Annotated in this window: 20 protein-coding genes; 16 read left to right on the top strand and 4 right to left on the bottom strand. The window is 36.3% G+C overall.

Translation table 11 applies throughout. The annotated features are described in order from the left end of the window. Positions 1-154: 154 nt before the first annotated feature. From BLV53_RS17605 to BLV53_RS12875, 3 genes are all read left to right on the top strand, one after another. Positions 155-277 (top strand): hypothetical protein, encoded by a 123-nt coding sequence (locus BLV53_RS17605; RefSeq protein ID WP_278335398.1) that lies wholly within the window; start codon positions 155-157, stop codon positions 275-277. Between the two features lie 159 nt (positions 278-436). After that, positions 437-2,152, top strand: a complete 1,716-nt coding sequence (locus BLV53_RS12870; protein ID WP_090301520.1) for an NUDIX hydrolase — start codon at positions 437-439, stop codon at positions 2,150-2,152. 228 nt (positions 2,153-2,380) lie between these two features. Next, positions 2,381-3,136, top strand: coding sequence for a cyclophilin-like fold protein (locus tag BLV53_RS12875; protein ID WP_090301522.1), 756 nt, complete (start codon positions 2,381-2,383; stop codon positions 3,134-3,136). Positions 3,137-3,150: 14 nt separating this feature from the next. Here the strand turns inward: BLV53_RS12875 and BLV53_RS12880 are convergent, their stop codons facing one another. Continuing rightward, positions 3,151-3,489: a hypothetical protein gene (locus BLV53_RS12880; protein ID WP_139298963.1), complete on the bottom strand. Its 339-nt coding sequence runs from the start codon at positions 3,487-3,489 to the stop codon at positions 3,151-3,153. A 265-nt stretch (positions 3,490-3,754) separates the two neighbouring features. On the opposite strand from BLV53_RS12880, the gene BLV53_RS12885 reads away from it, so the two are divergent. The 7 genes from BLV53_RS12885 to BLV53_RS12915 all read left to right on the top strand — a co-directional run bounded on the left by BLV53_RS12885 (position 3,755) and on the right by BLV53_RS12915 (position 6,791). After that, positions 3,755-4,042 (top strand): hypothetical protein, encoded by a 288-nt coding sequence (locus tag BLV53_RS12885; RefSeq protein WP_170830854.1) that lies wholly within the window; start codon positions 3,755-3,757, stop codon positions 4,040-4,042. 283 nt (positions 4,043-4,325) lie between these two features. Continuing rightward, the gene (locus BLV53_RS12890; RefSeq protein ID WP_090301527.1) at positions 4,326-5,105 is read left to right on the top strand and encodes a DUF6904 family protein; all 780 of its coding nucleotides are present in this window, start codon (positions 4,326-4,328) and stop codon (positions 5,103-5,105) included. Positions 5,106-5,118: 13 nt separating this feature from the next. Beyond that, on the top strand, positions 5,119-5,298 hold the full coding sequence (locus BLV53_RS12895) for a hypothetical protein (protein ID WP_090301529.1): 180 nt from the start codon (positions 5,119-5,121) through the stop codon (positions 5,296-5,298). 15 nt (positions 5,299-5,313) lie between these two features. Continuing rightward, positions 5,314-5,637, top strand: a complete 324-nt coding sequence (locus BLV53_RS12900) for a multidrug transporter (RefSeq protein WP_090301531.1) — start codon at positions 5,314-5,316, stop codon at positions 5,635-5,637. 108 nt (positions 5,638-5,745) lie between these two features. Continuing rightward, positions 5,746-5,916, top strand: a complete 171-nt coding sequence (locus tag BLV53_RS12905; protein ID WP_090301533.1) for a helix-turn-helix domain-containing protein — start codon at positions 5,746-5,748, stop codon at positions 5,914-5,916. Positions 5,917-5,951: 35 nt separating this feature from the next. Then, a complete protein-coding gene (locus BLV53_RS12910) occupies positions 5,952-6,293 on the top strand; it encodes an arsenate reductase family protein (RefSeq protein ID WP_090301534.1) in 342 nt (113 codons plus the stop codon). A 15-nt stretch (positions 6,294-6,308) separates the two neighbouring features. Then, positions 6,309-6,791, top strand: coding sequence for an NUDIX hydrolase (locus BLV53_RS12915; protein WP_090301536.1), 483 nt, complete (start codon positions 6,309-6,311; stop codon positions 6,789-6,791). 350 nt (positions 6,792-7,141) lie between these two features. On the opposite strand, the gene BLV53_RS12920 is transcribed toward BLV53_RS12915, so the two are convergent. Continuing rightward, complete coding sequence (locus BLV53_RS12920; protein ID WP_090301538.1) at positions 7,142-7,366, bottom strand: hypothetical protein; 225 nt, start codon at positions 7,364-7,366, stop codon at positions 7,142-7,144. Between the two features lie 128 nt (positions 7,367-7,494). Here BLV53_RS12920 and BLV53_RS12925 point away from each other — a divergent pair, with 128 nt between their 5' ends. The 3 genes from BLV53_RS12925 to BLV53_RS12935 all read left to right on the top strand — a co-directional run bounded on the left by BLV53_RS12925 (position 7,495) and on the right by BLV53_RS12935 (position 10,928). After that, entirely contained in the window at positions 7,495-8,841 is a 1,347-nt protein-coding gene (locus BLV53_RS12925) for a S41 family peptidase (protein ID WP_090301540.1), read from the top strand. Between the two features lie 179 nt (positions 8,842-9,020). Then, entirely contained in the window at positions 9,021-10,505 is a 1,485-nt protein-coding gene (locus tag BLV53_RS12930; RefSeq protein ID WP_090301542.1) for a family 43 glycosylhydrolase, read from the top strand. Positions 10,506-10,598: 93 nt separating this feature from the next. Beyond that, positions 10,599-10,928, top strand: a complete 330-nt coding sequence (locus BLV53_RS12935) for a hypothetical protein (RefSeq protein WP_090301544.1) — start codon at positions 10,599-10,601, stop codon at positions 10,926-10,928. Positions 10,929-10,940: 12 nt separating this feature from the next. On the opposite strand, the gene BLV53_RS12940 is transcribed toward BLV53_RS12935, so the two are convergent. Then, positions 10,941-11,366, bottom strand: coding sequence for a GNAT family N-acetyltransferase (locus tag BLV53_RS12940; RefSeq protein ID WP_090301548.1), 426 nt, complete (start codon positions 11,364-11,366; stop codon positions 10,941-10,943). 31 nt (positions 11,367-11,397) lie between these two features. After that, complete coding sequence (locus BLV53_RS12945; protein ID WP_090301550.1) at positions 11,398-12,078, bottom strand: dihydrofolate reductase family protein; 681 nt, start codon at positions 12,076-12,078, stop codon at positions 11,398-11,400. Positions 12,079-12,820: 742 nt separating this feature from the next. Here BLV53_RS12945 and abc-f point away from each other — a divergent pair. The 3 genes from abc-f to rsgA all read left to right on the top strand — a co-directional run bounded on the left by abc-f (position 12,821) and on the right by rsgA (position 17,220). Continuing rightward, complete coding sequence (gene abc-f, locus BLV53_RS12950) at positions 12,821-14,344, top strand: ribosomal protection-like ABC-F family protein (protein WP_090301552.1); 1,524 nt, start codon at positions 12,821-12,823, stop codon at positions 14,342-14,344. 148 nt (positions 14,345-14,492) lie between these two features. Then, complete coding sequence (locus BLV53_RS12955; protein ID WP_090301555.1) at positions 14,493-15,941, top strand: MATE family efflux transporter; 1,449 nt, start codon at positions 14,493-14,495, stop codon at positions 15,939-15,941. Between the two features lie 301 nt (positions 15,942-16,242). Next, entirely contained in the window at positions 16,243-17,220 is a 978-nt protein-coding gene (gene rsgA, locus BLV53_RS12960; RefSeq protein WP_170830855.1) for a ribosome small subunit-dependent GTPase A, read from the top strand. Positions 17,221-17,226: the final 6 nt, after the last annotated feature.

The following is a 17,226-nucleotide window of genomic DNA, read 5'->3' on the forward strand; positions in this document are numbered from 1 at the left end:
CTGCAATCATCAGTAATTTCGCGCCAAAGCGCGAAATATCATATTTCAGATTCAAGATTGCAAACGAGCGTCAGCGAGTTTCGCAATTACCTATTATGACTATACTCTATTTCTAGCAATAAAAACAGAACATGAAAGAGAGCAAATCTTTGAATTGACCGATTATCCACATGAAAAGATAATTAAAGAGCTTGGTACAGTGATGCGTATTGATTTATTAAATAAGCGTGATCCAGAGAAGTTTGAGGAGCTCTGTAAAGAACACGGTATTAAGTAAAGATAGTTATGACAAGGCCTTTTGCATTAAGCAGAGGTCTTTTTTCATTCGACGATTGTTTGTTTACAATAATACAATACTAATATAGCTAGCGTTTGCACCACTTGAGTATTAAAATACTTTGGTGGTGCATTTTTGTGGCCAGAAGGGATAATAAATATGAAGAACAACAAGAGAAGACAACAAAACAGAATAAGCATAATATTGATAATCGTAGCGATAGTGATGATTATTGGTTGTGGGGTATATTTCCTCTGTGGAAAAATGGGCCAAGGCCTGGAGGCTACCAGCGAGGAAGAAATAACTGCAATAGATAATCCAATGACTTCATTAGACAACGAAGAAGCAGAGGAACTGGATGCAACTAAATTAAATGAACTCGAAGATCTTTTTAACACCAATGAATATAACGGCTTTTTGACATACGCATTTACGAATCCAAGCGAGATTAATTGGGAGGAAGTATTTTACAACGGAGCTGGAATTAACAAAGAGAATGTATCTCAAAAAGAGAAAGATGAGTATCTTAAGTTGATGGAAAGCGATCAACTTGATACGGATTTAATTGCAATAGATAAGAATGACCTTACTAGTTATGTGAAAGAGAAGGCAGGGGTAGATGTTAAGGATGTACATCTTTTTTGGATATATAGCGATAAATATCACTGCTATTATGCTGAGCATGGAGATACAAATTTTCTACCAGTTGAATGTATAAAAGGTGTAAAGAATGGTAATAGAATTACACTGGATTTTAAGCCAAGCAATGATGAGGGCTATGGAGTTTTAGGTGTTAATCCAGATAGAATAATCACCATTGAAGAAACTGATAAAGGATATATGGTGAAGTCTATGTATATTAATTGGGAGGATGGAAATAATCCGGAGCAGACCTTTGATGTGGATTTACCTGTGTTTGATGGTCAGTGCCGATTGATTAGCTGGGATGGAAATCTTGATACCAACGAGGATGCAAAAATTCTTCTTACTGTAGATGGTAACTATGAGTGTGGACATACAATAGGAACTGACGATAACTTTGAAGACAGTCATCTTCACATCAAAACTATAAGTGCAATTGGATTATTTGACTTTAATGCTGATGGACGCAAGGATATTGAGGTAATCGGAAAAGATTGGGAAGGAAATGATGCTCTTGCATTATTAAAATGTGAGCCAAGTTATGATGGAAGTTATTATTTTTCACTGGAGCCTGCAGCCTCAAATCTTATTTTATCTCAAATAAAAGGTGAGCTTACAATTCCAAATCTTAAGGCTGAGCTGCTTGGAGATAATAAGTCTGGAACAATTGATAATTGGAAAGATGCCTTTAAACTGGTTGTTAGATTTACTTCGGACAACGAAGATTTAAGCTATAACCTTGTCTATATAGATAATGATGATATTCCAGAGCTGGTGGTTGATAGGACTGGTTATGAAGTTAGTGTTTACAAATATTCAGATGGTGTTGCAAAACCTGTTATTGAAGGTTGTGCATATGGAGCATTTGGAAATCACGGCTATGATTACGCCCCTAAGAAAAACTGCATGCGAAACTATAATTCAGATTTTGCAGGAGCAATTATGTACACTACCTATTTCTCAATTCATGATGATGGCGAGGCAGTTGAAGATTATGAAGTGAAAACCATGAATTTCAAAGATTTAAATGGTGATGGCTACCCATCTACTGAAGAATTGGAAGCAAGTGATGAAAGCGACTGGGAAGGAACCACAGAGTATGGCATTATGAGTGGCGAATTATTTTCTGAAGAAGAGGAAAAAGCAGAGATTGAGAATATTGAAAGTACTTATATATTTACGGGACTTTATGGTGAATATAGCTATGAAGAGCTTGTTAGCAAATTAAAATAGGAAATAAATATAGTTATTATAAGGCCTTTTGCAAGCAGCAGAGGTCTTTTTTTATATCTTGAGATTAGATATAATCAATCAAAGATAACCTATGAGAATAATCTATGCCAAAAAAGAGTAGAAAATGAAGCTTTTGCAATAGTCGGAGAGCCATATAATGAGTGGCATAAGCAAGGTATAGGATTTTTCACGTTAGATAAAATTTGCTAAGAAAGAATAGGGGGCTTTATGAAGATAGCTAGAGTTATTCTTATCACTGCATTATTTATTGTACTAACAGGTTGCGCTTATAATCAAAAGATGGATGGGGATGGTATGGTAAGAAGCTATACCCAAATCTCTCAGGAAGAAGCCATGGAAATGATGCAAAAGGATGATGGTCATGTAATATTAGATGTCAGAAGACAAGATGAGTATGACCAGGGCCATATTCCTGGCGCTATTCTGATTCCTAATGAGACCATTGATACAGAGATGCCAGAAGAGCTTCCAGATAAGGAACAGATAATATTGATATATTGCCGTAGAGGTAATCGCTCAAAGGAAGCAGCACAAAAGCTCTTTGATATGGGCTATGATAATGTATATGAATTTGGTGGCATCAATACTTGGACAGGGGAAATAGTTACTGAGGAAGCGGAGGAAGACGTATCCATGAAAATGATGATAGGAGAAACAGAAGTACCAGTTACATGGGAAGAAAATGATTCTGTTGAAGAATTAAAGAGTCTTCTTCCAATAACTGTTAACATGTCTATGTACGGTGACTTTGAGCAGGTTGGCTCACTAGGACAAAGTATCGTGCGAAATGATAAGCAGACAACAACTAATCCAGGGGATATAGTTCTTTATTCTGGAGATCAGATTGTTGTATTTTATGGTTCCAATTCTTGGAGCTACACAAGACTTGGCCATGTAGATCTAGCTGATGATGAACTCGCTGAAATGCTTTCTAATGGAGATGTCACTATAAAACTATATTAGTAAACATATTGCATTTATTTTTTGCCTTTCTTGGAATCACGATAATAGTCCAGGGAAGGCATTCTTTGTTCTTTAATATCATATCTAATCTGAATTTCCTCAGGAGAATAGCTCTTAAGAAGACTTTCAAAGCTGATAATGGAACCAGCCTTAGTAATTCTGCGACGATCAATGTAGACATTATAGGTATTGAACAGTGTTCCATTCAAGATAAGGTATGCAGTACCTTTAGCATCAGAATAAAGCCCTTTTCTTACACCTTCCTCGAAAGTCTGAATATCCATAATCTTAGAGTCTTTTGGATTTAAGGCTCCCATATTAGATTCCTTGTTAGCTGAAATATTATTTTCCATGGCACATATTATACACGCAAATTATGGAAATACTATGTAAATATATTAATGCGTAGTTCTAATAGTTAATATAGTTAAAATAGTTATAATCGTTAAAACCTATCATAGCTCTCAAGAAAAAATAAATAAAAAAAGTTGGTGCATCAAAACCTTGTAAATACAGGGCTTTGGCGTCTTTTTCATATATGAACCAAAAAATATTTTGATCAAAACTCCCAAATTGGGACATTGGCTTTATGAAAGGGTTAGGAAGGAGCTGATGATTTTGACCCAAGAAGAATTACTAGAAGAAGTCAAAGGGAAGGATGAAGATGGTAAATCTAAAGCTCAGGTTACTGTAGGTATTATGGATGTCTTAAATAATGAGATGATTGACTCCATAACCTCACTGTATGGTGTTTTAGATGTAGCTATTGTTCCAGATTATAATTCAGCATTTGAGCTTGTCTATACTGATAGTGCAGATTATGAGTTTGTTCAGATGACAGGTATTGTATCATACACCACTTGGATTGGTTGGCTAATAGCGTACCTTTCTTTGTTTATGTGTTAATATTTTCTAATACCAAAAGCTCCAGGGCTCTTTACCTCTCCCTGGGGCTATTTTTATTTAAATGTCCAAAAGTGGATAAAATAATAAGATTTGGACAAAACTAGTAATTTCATAAAAAACTATTCGCGGAAAGAGGGAAAATTAGATAGATTTTGCGGCCTCATATTATTTATAGAAAGCAGCTCAGAGATCTGTTTTAGTCTCTGGGCTGTTTTTCTATCTTATGCCAACTAAAACTGTTAGAATTATAATAACTATTTACGAAAAATTGGGAGATAAGATAATGATTACAATGCAGCCAACTGATCATCTAGTGGGGATAAATGTACAGGGGGATTATTATGATTTTGAAGCATTTGTTGATGCAGCCCATAGACTAACTGGCATGTGGCCAGATGAAAACTATAAAGATCCATATTATTCATGCAGTAATAGACTCCTAGGTATATGCTATGACATACGACACGCGTACCAAGGCGATAGAGAAGTAGTGGTGAAAGATAATGGCCTTAATAGGGAAGTGATGAAATACCATAATCTTGTAATGTCAGATCAGACTGTATATTACAGTGTAAACATCCTTTTCCCAGAAGCCATTTTCATGGCAACTACATCTGAAAAGTTCTTGAGTTATGCCCAAAAGTACTATGGGAAAAACGGGAAAAAGCTTATGGAAAAGGAAGGTTGGCCTTTATACTATGAGTATCCGCAGTACCTAAAAGACTGCGCCGTTATAAGAAGCTTTGCGTGTCTAATATGGGGGGCAGTTGGAGATGTCATTGGTGAAGCTGCCCTTGAACGTATCTTAAATTCACAAAGTCCATATGAAGCATATATCGGTTATGCAGCACAGTATATAGATAAATTTGATATAGAGCTGATTAATGCCAAACTAGATAAAAGAGTAGGTAAACTTAAAACCATGGCAAAGAAGATAGTAGATCCAGATAACAGTTATTATCAGGTATATGCAGATGTTTCTGCCGCGGCCAGAGCATATGGTTGCTCTATTCATGAGGTGCATGACCCTGATTTAGATTTTCCTGAAGAAATTGAGTGGTAGCGGAGATATAGAGATGAACAAAAAAGACCAAATGACAGTAGAAAACTTCGTGAGTACAGGGATGGAACTAGAAACCCTCTACACTTGTTTTCCAGACTTTTCAAAGGAAGAAATAGCTGAGATTTACAACAACTATAAAGACAATGAAATGCCAACAAGTAATTCTACAGGCATGCGTATCAATTGCTCATAAGGTAAGGTGGTAAAAATGGATATAAGAAAGCAGGATTGGAAACTGTTTAGAGAAAAAGTTCCTGAATGGCAAGAACTATATATGGAAAAGCTATTAAAGCAATACATAGCTCTACTATCGGATGAGAGTAGCTATGCGTCAAAGAGATTTTGGAAATTGGACGAGAAGATTAAAAAGGATAAGCGTACCCCTGGTGTACAGCTGCAGCTAGACAAGTCCGAGATGGAAATAGATACAGCTCATTTAATCATGGATGGTGCAATAACGCTTGATGACTTATCAGATTTCAGCAAGGAATTCCAGGATACTGTTAATAGTCTCATAGAAAGATTTAATTAGAAAGATATTAAATGATATAGAAAGCACCACTAAATATAGAACTTTATAACAGCTTGAAATAACTACAGACAAGCTGGAATATTTGATAATATCGAGGAAGAATAAGTTATGTTTTTTATTATGGGAATTGAAAAGGAAGGTAGACCTCTTGCAGGTAGCATTTATGCTATGTATAAAGCTGGTAGCATAAACATTACTGATTTTGCAAATCTACTGAGCTGCTCACGTACAACTATATATAAATACATTAGCATTAAAGAAATTTCTGAAAGTACATAAATTAAGATTATAATTGTAGAAGGAGTACTGATTTAATGAACATACAGATTTTTGGAACAAAGAAATGTAATGATACAAAAAAAGCAGAGCGCTTCTTTAAGGAGCGTGGTATCAAGTACCAGTTCATCGACATGAAGGAAAAAGGCATGAGCAAGGGGGAATTCACCTCTGTTGCCCAGGTAAACGGAAACATTGATGCCATGCTGGATCCAAACTGCAAGGATCAGGATACTCTTACCCTGATTCGATATATTGCAGAAGAGGATAAGCTTGAAAAGATTCTGAAAAATCCTCAGGTAATCAGGACACCGGTTGTCAGAAATGGGAAACAGTCCACCATCGGCTACCAGCCGGATGTGTGGAAGAAGTGGGAGTAAATAAGGTATTAACTAATGGCAGGTAAAGACATGACAGTTCCTTGCGAGGATGGATTAATCAACCTTCGCGTTGGAGCAATTATTCTGAAGAACAGTAAAATATTGATGGTTGGGAATGACCGGTCGGAGTATCTTTATTCTGTCGGTGGACGCATCAAGTTTGGTGAGACATCTGAAGAAGCAATCCTACGAGAAGTGTTTGAAGAAACAGGCATTAAGATGGAAGTCGATCGACTGGGGTTCATTCACGAAAATTATTTTTGGGGCGATGCTGAATCAAATCATGGCAAGCTTATCTATGAGGTTTCATATTTCTACTATATGAGAGTTCCGGAGAATTTCGAGCCATTATGCATGAGTATGACAGAAGACAATCATGAGGAATTTCTTCGATGGATAGATGTTAATGATCCAATAAAGTATTACCCTGAGTTCTTCAGAACCGAGCTATTACATCCAGAAAACAGAGTAAAGCATTTTGTAACGGATGAGAGGTAATTATCTGTATATTTAACAAATTTGGTGTTAGATGAAACATTAACATTAATATTGTTAAAGAAAATATGTCTGATATAATATTTCACGGAGCTATCAATGATGGTAGGCGGTTAGCCCTCGCCAGAGGGGTGTTACAGCCCTCTGAGTAATCAAGGGGGTGATGCTAATGGTTACATATAGTGATTTGTTCACTTATACACTAGTTTTAATCGGCATAATAACCTTAGTTTATAATTTGACAAAAAAGAAATAGCCGCCCATAGTCTGGTAAACTTGGCGGCTATTCTTAGCTAATATTTCACCGGGCCACCGTCTATCGGTAGCTCTTTTGTTATGCTTATAATACCACCTTAGAAACGCCCTGTCAAAACAAAGAAAATGGTTGTGAAAATGCTGATAGTAAGGGCATTTATCCAGCCCATTGTAAAGAAAAAGAACAGAAATATACCTAAAACCAATATAAATGAAATGAGCCTATTTTTAATAAAAGAAAATTTTGCAATTGAATTTATCAGGTAGATAGCGCCTAGAACTGCACCTAAGGCTGCGCCTACAAACATTAGTAACCAAATCATAATATAACCTCATAAAGCTAAAACTACATATGCCATATAATACTATCAAATTGTGTTTATTTTAGAATGGACATTTTGTATACTTATGAGGCATAACAATCAGGCGAGAACTATTGGAGGTGACAGAAATGATTAGAAGTCTTAGTAAAAAAACTAAAATAATACTTGGTATTATTATTTTTTTAATAGTTGTATTTTTGCTTAGATTATTGATTGGTAAATTTATCTTTAATGTGCCTTATATAGGTACAGCAAAAGAGGATTTTTGTTCAGAATCTCTTGATACAGTCCTTACCAAAAAACAGGTTAAAGAAGATTTGCAGTATGTTTATAATAAACTTAGGAAAAAGCATCCCGCCTGGCTTGAAGATTCCAACGATAAAGTTGTAAAATTAGAGTCAAAATATCAGGAAGAGCTTGCTAGCCTTGAAAATAATAACTCTGATACCATTACAGTGCTTGATGAGTGGAGAATCATCGGAAGTATTTTGCATGAGCTTCAGGATGGCCACACAAGAGTGACATTTTCTGATGAAAAACCTACATATATTGACGATTTCTCACAGATAAATCAGTATGGTTTGCCAGTGAAGATTAATGGTGAATCTACAAAGAATGTTTATTCACGCTTTAGTTTGTTATTTCAATATGAGACTGAAGGTTTTTTAGAATATATTTTTGAAGATAGCTTTGTTAAAAACAAAAACTATCTTGCCTATATGGGAGTGGACACAAAATCTGGGGTTACATTCACTTTTGATACTGAAGATGGAACAGTTGATTACCACTATGATTTTGTTCCTTATGAAGATATAAAGGGAGCAGAGAAAGATGATTGGGATAATTGGGTTTACTACGAGATTTCTGCAGACAATAAGGTGGGGATTTTTACATTAAATAGCTGCGATGATAATGAGGAATATCTCAATACCTTGCAAAGTTTTTTTGATGATGTACATAAGGCAGGTGTAGAAAATATAATTGTAGACCTTCGAAGTAATGGTGGGGGAAATTCATACGTTGCAAATGAGTTTTTACGTTATATAGACGTGGATGGCTACAATACCTGGGCATGCGATGTAAGATATGGACCTTATTTAAAAAAATATAGAGATCTATATATAAAAAATGAGAGAAAAGAGCCCCTATTCAGTGGTAATATATATGTGCTTACAAGCCCAATAACTTACAGTGCGGCAATGGATTTTGCAATGCTAATAGGTGATAATAATATTGGAAAGCTTGTTGGCGAGCCATCGGGAAATTTACCTGATTGCTATGGTGATTGCTTAGATTTTTGTATTCCAAATTCTAAGCTGGAGCTTTTTGTATCATTTAAAAAATGGTATAGAGTTGACCAGAATAAATCTGGGGGCCCACTAAATCCGGATTATCTGTGTGATGAGAATGATGCTATGGATAAAGCTTTTGAAATTATTAATGATAATTTACAAATACAGGGGGCACAAATGTGACTATCGTTCAACTTGAAGATGTTATGGCAGCCAAGCAGGAGCAGCTTGGCGAGTGGCTAACAACAAAATAAAAAAAGTCGGTTATGTGTTAAAAAATTTAATCCGATTGAAATCGTAAATACGATATAATGGCTGTCAGGGTTGTCAATTCTGACAGCCGTTTTTGAAGGAGGAATATAATGGAACAGATTTTTAACCCTTATTTGCCTTTGACAGAGTATGTTCCAGATGGGGAACCGCATGTTTTTGATGGCAGAGTTTATATCTATGGTAGTCACGATAAGGCCCAGGGAAAGGTTTATTGTGAGCAGGATTATGTTACATGGTCAGCACCAGTAGATAATTTAAAAGATTGGAAGTATGAGGGCGTAATTTACAGAAAAGAGCAGGACCCTTCAAATGCTGATAAGAAAATGCAGTTATGGGCTCCAGATGTAACAAAGGGGCCAGATGGAAGATATTATTTATATTATTGCTATTCTTTTTATCCAGAAATTGGTGTAGCAGTAAGTGATAGTCCTGCAGGACCATTTGAATTTTACGGCCATGTGAAATACCCTAAGAGCCTTTATGAAGGAAAGACACTAGATGACCACATGCCATTTGATCCAGCAGTACTTACAGATGATGATGGAAGAGTTTATTTATACTGGGGATTTGCACCAGCCTGTGAAAAGGAAATGATTTTGCCTGACTTTTCAGATGAAGAAATAGCGCAGATGCCGCCTGAAAAGCAGGACATGATGAAAACTATTAAGAAAATTAAATTTGTTGTGGACTCTCAGGTTGCAGAATTAGAGCCTGATATGCTCACTCTTAAGGAAGAACCAAGAAAGCTAATCCCAAGCGGAAAAACATCTGAGGGAACAGGCTTTGAAGGTCATGGATTCTTTGAGGCTTCTTCTATTAGAAAAATAAATGGTAAGTATTATTTTGTATATAGTAGCCATAAGAGCCACGAGCTTTGCTATGCAATTTCAGACAAACCAGATAGAGACTTTGTATACGGCGGAATTATTATTTCCAATGGAAATATTGGTCTCGATGGAAATGAAAAGCCTACATATACCTTGAGCAATAACCATGGTGGAATAGAAAAAATAGGTGATAACTATTATATTTTCTATCACAGATGTACAGATGGAAATGAGTTCTCTCGTCAGGGGTGTGCTGAGAAAATCACTATTGAGGATGATGGAACAATCAAGCAGGTTGAAATGACTAGCTGTGGATTAAATGGTGGAGCACTTGTAGCTTCTGGAATGTATCCAGCAGGTATTGCCTGTCATATCACTTCTGCAACCACAATGAGTTTTATTGATTTTAATAATCCTGTTATGCAAAAGCAGACTCGTATGGTTGAACGTCAAAATACAACCTACATTACTAATATCGAGGATGGTACAACTGTCGGATACAAATACTTTGATTTTGATAATGTAAAAGAGGTATTGCTGGAGGTCTGTGGCGAGTTTGGTGGAGTAATTGAGCTTTCGGGAGATTTTGATTTAAAAGAAAAATATGCTTCATCAAGAATTAATATTGATTCTGATAATTGGCAGCTTGTAAGTATTCCTGTTGAAATTAGTGCAAAAAATAAGGCATTATATATTAGCTTTACAGGTAATGGCAGTCTGGATCTCAAGAGCATCGGCTTTAGATAAAATATGTCGGATAATTAAAAATTTAGTCTTTGTAATTAATAATTCCTTGAAGTTATGCTAGATAAAAATAGCTTAACCGAAAGGAATTTTTTTATGAAAGCAGTTATTTGTGATTTGAACGGGGTAATTTGTTTTACAGATAAGTATCACTATATCAAATATATGGGTCAAAAATGTGACTATCGTTTATCAGAGACAAGCACAACAGGGTGGTGTTTCTGCTTCGGATCCAACTTCTATTGCGTATGCTGTTGCTCACGCAGGCCAGACGGTGGACTTCTAGAACTTGATAGTTCGCTTAGTTGGAAAGTTCCACAGAAATATGTTTGGTCAAATACTATAAAGATCGAATATGATTGTGATTATTGGCTGATGAACTATGAAGAACTTCTAGGTGGTGGTAGTGTTACAGTAACATATTAAGCACATTACATTTTACAGTTCTTTTGTATAGTAATGTCTTTTGCCTGTATATGGATAATCAGCAAGTGTAAAAACTTCATCATACCCATGCTTTATATAAAACTCTGGTGCTTGAAATGAAAATGTATCAACAAAAACGTATTTGCATCCTCGATGCCTAGCTTCGTTCTCTGCTGCCAATAATAGTTTGCTTCCAAGCCCGTCTTTTCTCAGACGTTCATTGACAAAAAGATAATGTATACATAACCAGTTACCAAAGGTTTCTCCGGTTAGGCCAGCCAATTTTTGGCCTTTTTCGTTTTCGTAAAATATGCCAAGTGGTATATTTTTGGATTCTTCTCTATTACTAAGATTATATGCTTTTAGCATCTCAAAAATATCATTTATATCCTTTTCATCACCATCAGCTGTTATGCGAAATTTTAAATCATTTTTCATATGTATCAACTATCCGTTTATTTTAAATTTATCAACTTAATACTTTATATCTTAATCTAATGTATGAATCTTCTAAGACAGAACACTCATCTAATTTAAGTACCCCTAAAGATGACAACTCCTTAGTTGTAGCTAATGATTCTCCATCTATCAATGTCGATGTTTCACGCCCTCCGACCAAAACAGGAGCAACTACAATATCCACATAATCGATTAATTTTCCTCTAAGAAACAAACCATTAACTGTGCCACCAGATTGAATTGTTAACCTATCACAATTGCATTCCGTTGCTAATCGTTCTAATGCATCTTTTATTGATGGCTTTTCTTGGTAGATAATATGTAAATTTCTTTCTTTAACCTTAAATGCTGGATGTTCTGAATTTGATGTGATAATTACAGCATTCTTGGATAAAGCACAAAAATATTTAACCCCTTGCTCGGTCAAATGATGATTATCAAGAATTGCAAAAGATACCGCTGTTTTTGAAGGCTTATCTTTTGTATTTACACCCATCTTTTCCTGGACGCGACCAGTATTAAAAGACCACAAATCTGTTGTTTGCTCAATCTCATAATATTGATGCAAACCGTCTTTTAAGCCAGTAATATTAGGAAAATCCTTATCATAATCCATCTCATCAGTTGCCCCTGTACTGATTTTTCCATCGACTGACATTAGCATAAACAATGTTGTAATTGGTCTATTCATAATTTCCCCTTGCATATTTATTGATTCATCACTACAACAGAATACAACAATATACTCAAAAATCCAATTATGACCTTTATTTAAGTGAATTATATATTCAAAAAAGAGATCATCTCATAATGAGTGCTCTCTAACAAACTAAATCAATATACTTTTAGAAAATAATAAACGCTCAAAGTGGAGAAAATATATCAATTCTATAAAATTTCTCCAAGTTATGGGTTAAATTTGTTTTTAAAGCATGGCTCTGAGCATATCGGTATAAGCAGCATTAATACAGTCCTGATACAGTCCTGAAGAAGTTAACTAGACTTTTTGAACCTATTGGAAATGATGGGGTTGTAACAAGACAACAATCGTGGTATATTGTAGAAAATTAGAGAAAGAACACACTGGTTGATGTGTGTGGGTGAGGAAATGAGAACAAGATAGTTTAATTTAAGTAATCACATAGGCTCTTGTTTTTTGTCGGAAGACAAGAAACGGACAATAGCAGCATTTATCTGAAAGAGAAATGCTGTCCTGTAAAGCAGGATTATTGTGGGTTATTTTTTAAGTTAGCCCACAATAACTAAAATGATTTTTGCCTGATGAACAGGCTAGTTTGTGTACGCTTAAATTAGATTATCGCTTTTGTATCCTTATCTGCACCAATAGGTGATTATATAGGATTTTTTAGCGAGTCTGTTTTTGCGTACGCAAAAGCAGGCTCGTTTTTTATGTCAGGGGACTGGAGGTTTTTATGGCACAAATAAATATTACTAATCTTACCTTTGCATATGAAGGAAGCTTTGACAATATTTTTGAAAATGTTTCCTTTTCTATAGATACCAATTGGAAACTGGGATTTATTGGCAGAAATGGTAAAGGTAAAACAACTTTTTTGAATTTGTTATTGGGAAGATATGACTACGAGGGACGCATATCTACAAATATGGTTTTTGATTATTTTCCATACAAGGTTAGCGACGCTGATATGGAAAAGACTGCGGACGAGCTTATGGAAAAATGGAAGCCATCGGTGGAAAGCTGGAGAGTTATGTGTGAATTGCCTCAGCTCTCCATAGATGCTGAGCTGCTTTACAGACCCTTTAAGACCTTGAGCTTTGGGGAGAGAACCAAGGTCATGCTTGCAGTTTTATTTTCTGGAGAAAATGATTTCCTGTTAATTGATGAGCCCACAAATCATCTGGATATGGAGGCTCGTGAAATTATAAAGAATTATTTGGCTTCCAAGAAAGGCTTTATCCTTGTGTCCCATGACAGAGATTTATTGGATGTCTGTGTTGACCATGTGTTGGTTTTAAATAGGGCAACAATAGAGGTTCAAGCGGGAAACTTTTCTAGCTGGTGGGAGAACAAAGCAAAAGCAGATGCATTTTCAAAGCATGAGAATGAAAAGCATTTAAAGGAAATTGGAAAGCTTAAGGCTACTGCAGACAGATCTTCCAGATGGGCAGACAAGGGAGAGGCTAGAAAGATTGGCTTCGATCCAATTAAAGAAAATGACAGAAGCATAGCTACCAGATCTTACATTGGCGCTAAGACCAAGAAGATGCAGGCAAGAGTGAAATCCTACGAAAAGCGAATGGACCGTGAGATAGCAGAGAAAGAGGGATTACTTCAGGATTTGGAGGAACCCATCGACCTTAAGGTAATGCCTATGGAGCACTACAAGAAAGTGCTTATAGATTGCAAAGATTTAACCCTTAGATATACTGATGGAACAAAGCCTGTAGTAAATGATTTATCTTTTGATTTGCTTCAAGGAGAGAGAGTATTTTTTAGCGGTGAAAATGGCAGTGGAAAATCTACCTTGATTAAATCGATTTTGGCTACAGCTGGTGTGGTTACTATGTCAAACCTTGTAACAGAAGGGACACTTAATGTGGCTCCCAATCTTGTCATCTCCTATATCAATCAGGATACTTCCTGGCTTAGAGGAAGCCTGAGGGATTATGCATTAAAGAATGGGCTGGATTACAGTTTATTTCTTTCAATACTGAGTCAACTTGATATGAGCCGAGTTCAGTTTGAAAAGAATATAGAGGACTATTCTGAGGGGCAAAAGAAGAAGGTGCTCATAGCGGGAAGTTTGCTTACATCAGCACATTTATACATTTGGGATGAGCCACTAAATTACATTGACGTTTTTTCGCGAATGCAGATTGAAAAATTGATTGAGGAGTATAAGCCAACTATGCTTTTGGTGGAGCATGATGTGAGATTTAGAGAGAAGTTGGCAACAAAGGAAATAACACTTTAGGAAAGCTATGTCCTTAGAGAAAGCGGTGTAAAAGTGGTATAAATCCGTGCAACTAAATTGAGGGCAGATGTTTTGATGATAATCTATCATTTAGTAGGGCATGGCAGAGGAGTTTAAACTAGTTTTTTATTATTATGGAGTAAGAAAAATGAGACAGAAAAATAAGATAATAGGAAACAGAAAATTTTATATGAAGGCACTGACAATTGCAGTGCCAATTATGCTTCAGCAGTTAATCCAGAGCATGGTTTCGCTTATAGATAACTTTATGGTATCAGGCTTAGGTGATATTTCAATGTCTGGTGTAAATGTTGCTGGACAGGTTATGTTTGTGTTTATGATTTTTACTAATACTATCTGCATGTCTGGCGGCATATTCCTTACGCAGTTTTATGGTGCACAGGATAAAAAGGGAATGCAACAGGCATTCATGTTTAAGCTGTTAATTGGACTATTGGCATTTGTACCATACTTGCTTGTGTGTGTTGTATTCCCAAGATCAGTACTATCACTTATGCTGATAGGAAATACCCAGGCGGGATTAATCCTGGATGAGGCTGTACGCTACATTAAAATCATGGCTATAATAGGTGTTCCATTCACCTGTTCAGTATGTATTGCCAGCTCATTGCGAGATATGGGAGAGGTAAGGATACCACTTTATGTAACAATCGTAGCAACACTTATCAATACAATCTTTAATTACTTGTTAATCTATGGACACTTTGGTTTCCCAGCACTTGGAGTAAGGGGAGCAGCCTACGCGACAGTTATAGCAAGAACAGTGGAGTTTGTAATCTTTGCAGTTGTCTATGTGTTAAAGAATCCGGACTTTGCAGTTCGTTTTGGCAGTAAATACAGAATTGATACTACTCTATTCAAAGAGATTATTAAGAAGGGTTCATTAATGCTGTTCTGCGAAATGACCTGGGTTCTTTCAGAGACAGTTACAACAGCCATTTACAATGGTCGTGGTGGTGCAGATGTTGTATCGGGTATGGCATCAAGCTTTGCCATTGCCAATCTTTTCTTTGTTGCCTTTGGTGGAATCTATTCTGCAACAAGCGTAATTATTGGAAGAACGCTTGGCGAAGGAAATCTGGAGGAAGCCCGAAGACAGAAGAACTGGCTTTTATCAGGAGCGGTTACTTTTGGAGTGGCCATGACATTTGTAGGATTTGGCACAACAGCTATTATTCCTATTGTTTTTGGTAAGCTAAGTGTAAACGCAATAGCAATCTGTCGTAGCATGGTTATTATGATGTCATTCTTTATGCCAGCATGGGTACTTATTAATGCACAACAGGCCGTTGCAAGAGCTGGTGGCGACACAAAGATGGGAGCCTATGCAGACGCCAGCATCACCATAGTAATTATGCTTCCAATGCTTTTCGCACTGGCTAAGTTTACAAATATCGGCCCTGTACAGATGTATCTGAGCGTAAAGCTTTTGGACGTGATAAAGATTACAATCTTCCATTTCTGGTTAAAGAAAGAGCGATGGCTCAATAATCTAACAGAGATAGGGAACGAGCAGGATAGCGTGAATGCCAATGATGAGGTTGTTGAAAGTGGTATAGCTGTCAAATCAGTGTAAATCTAGACTATATCAGTGCAAATTGCATAACATAATTGAAAGTGTGGTATATAATTGCTATACTTCAATATGTAGTAAATATAATAGAAAGCGAGGTAATCATTTATGAGAAGAAGAGTAGTAGATATGACAATTGAATATGGATGGATGACCTCGGATACTGATTTAAGATAGATTTATTTTGTGATTGTAATGACCGTGGCATTTTTGTCGCGGTCTTTTTTACTTCAAAAACTTTAGATTGTCCTGAGGTCTCCAAAAATTTAAAAACTGAACACAAATAATGAATGGAGAAATCAAGATGACAAATAAGAATATTAATAAAGAATCATGTAGACGTATTTCTGAGGTACAAAAGAACAGTTATACCATTTTGTTTGAAGGACAGGATATTCCTGCAAAGTTAAAAGGAAACTTTTATGAGCTGGAGGGATGCGAGCTTCCGGTAGTTGGAGATTATGTTAGGTTCGACTACAATCCGATTGGTGATTCAATTATCAGTAAGGTATGTGAAAGAACCAGTTTCCTCCAAAGGCCAGATCAGGCGAAGACAGGTGTGATGCAGTATATGGTTGCAAATGTTGATTACACATTTATCATCACATCTCTTAATGAGGATTATAGCTACAATCGAATTGTAAGATATGTAAGCGTGGTACTGCAGGGAAATTCCACCCCAGTTGTTGTGCTTACTAAGTCAGACTTATGTAATAATCCAGGTAGATATGTTCGTGAGGTGGAAGGAATCTCAGATAAGGTGAAGGTCCATGCTATAAGTGCCATTTATAATATTGGATTGGATGAAATAAACGAATATCTTCAGCCAGGAAAAACAATTTGTCTAATGGGATCTTCAGGAGCAGGAAAATCCACTCTTTTGAATGCCCTTGCAAAAGAAGATTTAATGAAGACCTCTGCAATTAGAGAGTCAGATTCTACCGGCAGACATACAACCACCCATAGACAACTGATAGAGCTGGAAAGTGGAGTTTGCGTAATCGACACGCCTGGCATGCGAGAAATTGGTATGGCTAGTGTAGAAGATGGAATAGATGGAATCTTTTCAGATATTATCGAGCTGAAGCAATGTTGTAAATTTAGTGATTGTAAACACGATACTGAGCCAGGCTGTGCAATAAAGGCGGCTATTGAAAGCGGTGAACTTTCAGCTGAAAGATTCAATCTATTCAAATCGCTTAGTGAAGAAAACTCCCGCAACTATTCCAAGAAAAAACAAATTGCCAAGTGGGTAAAGAATGCCAAAAATCTTGTTCGTTGATTAATA

The organism is Pseudobutyrivibrio sp. ACV-2 (assembly GCF_900107545.1).
Taxonomy (GTDB): Bacteria; Bacillota; Clostridia; order Lachnospirales; family Lachnospiraceae; genus Pseudobutyrivibrio.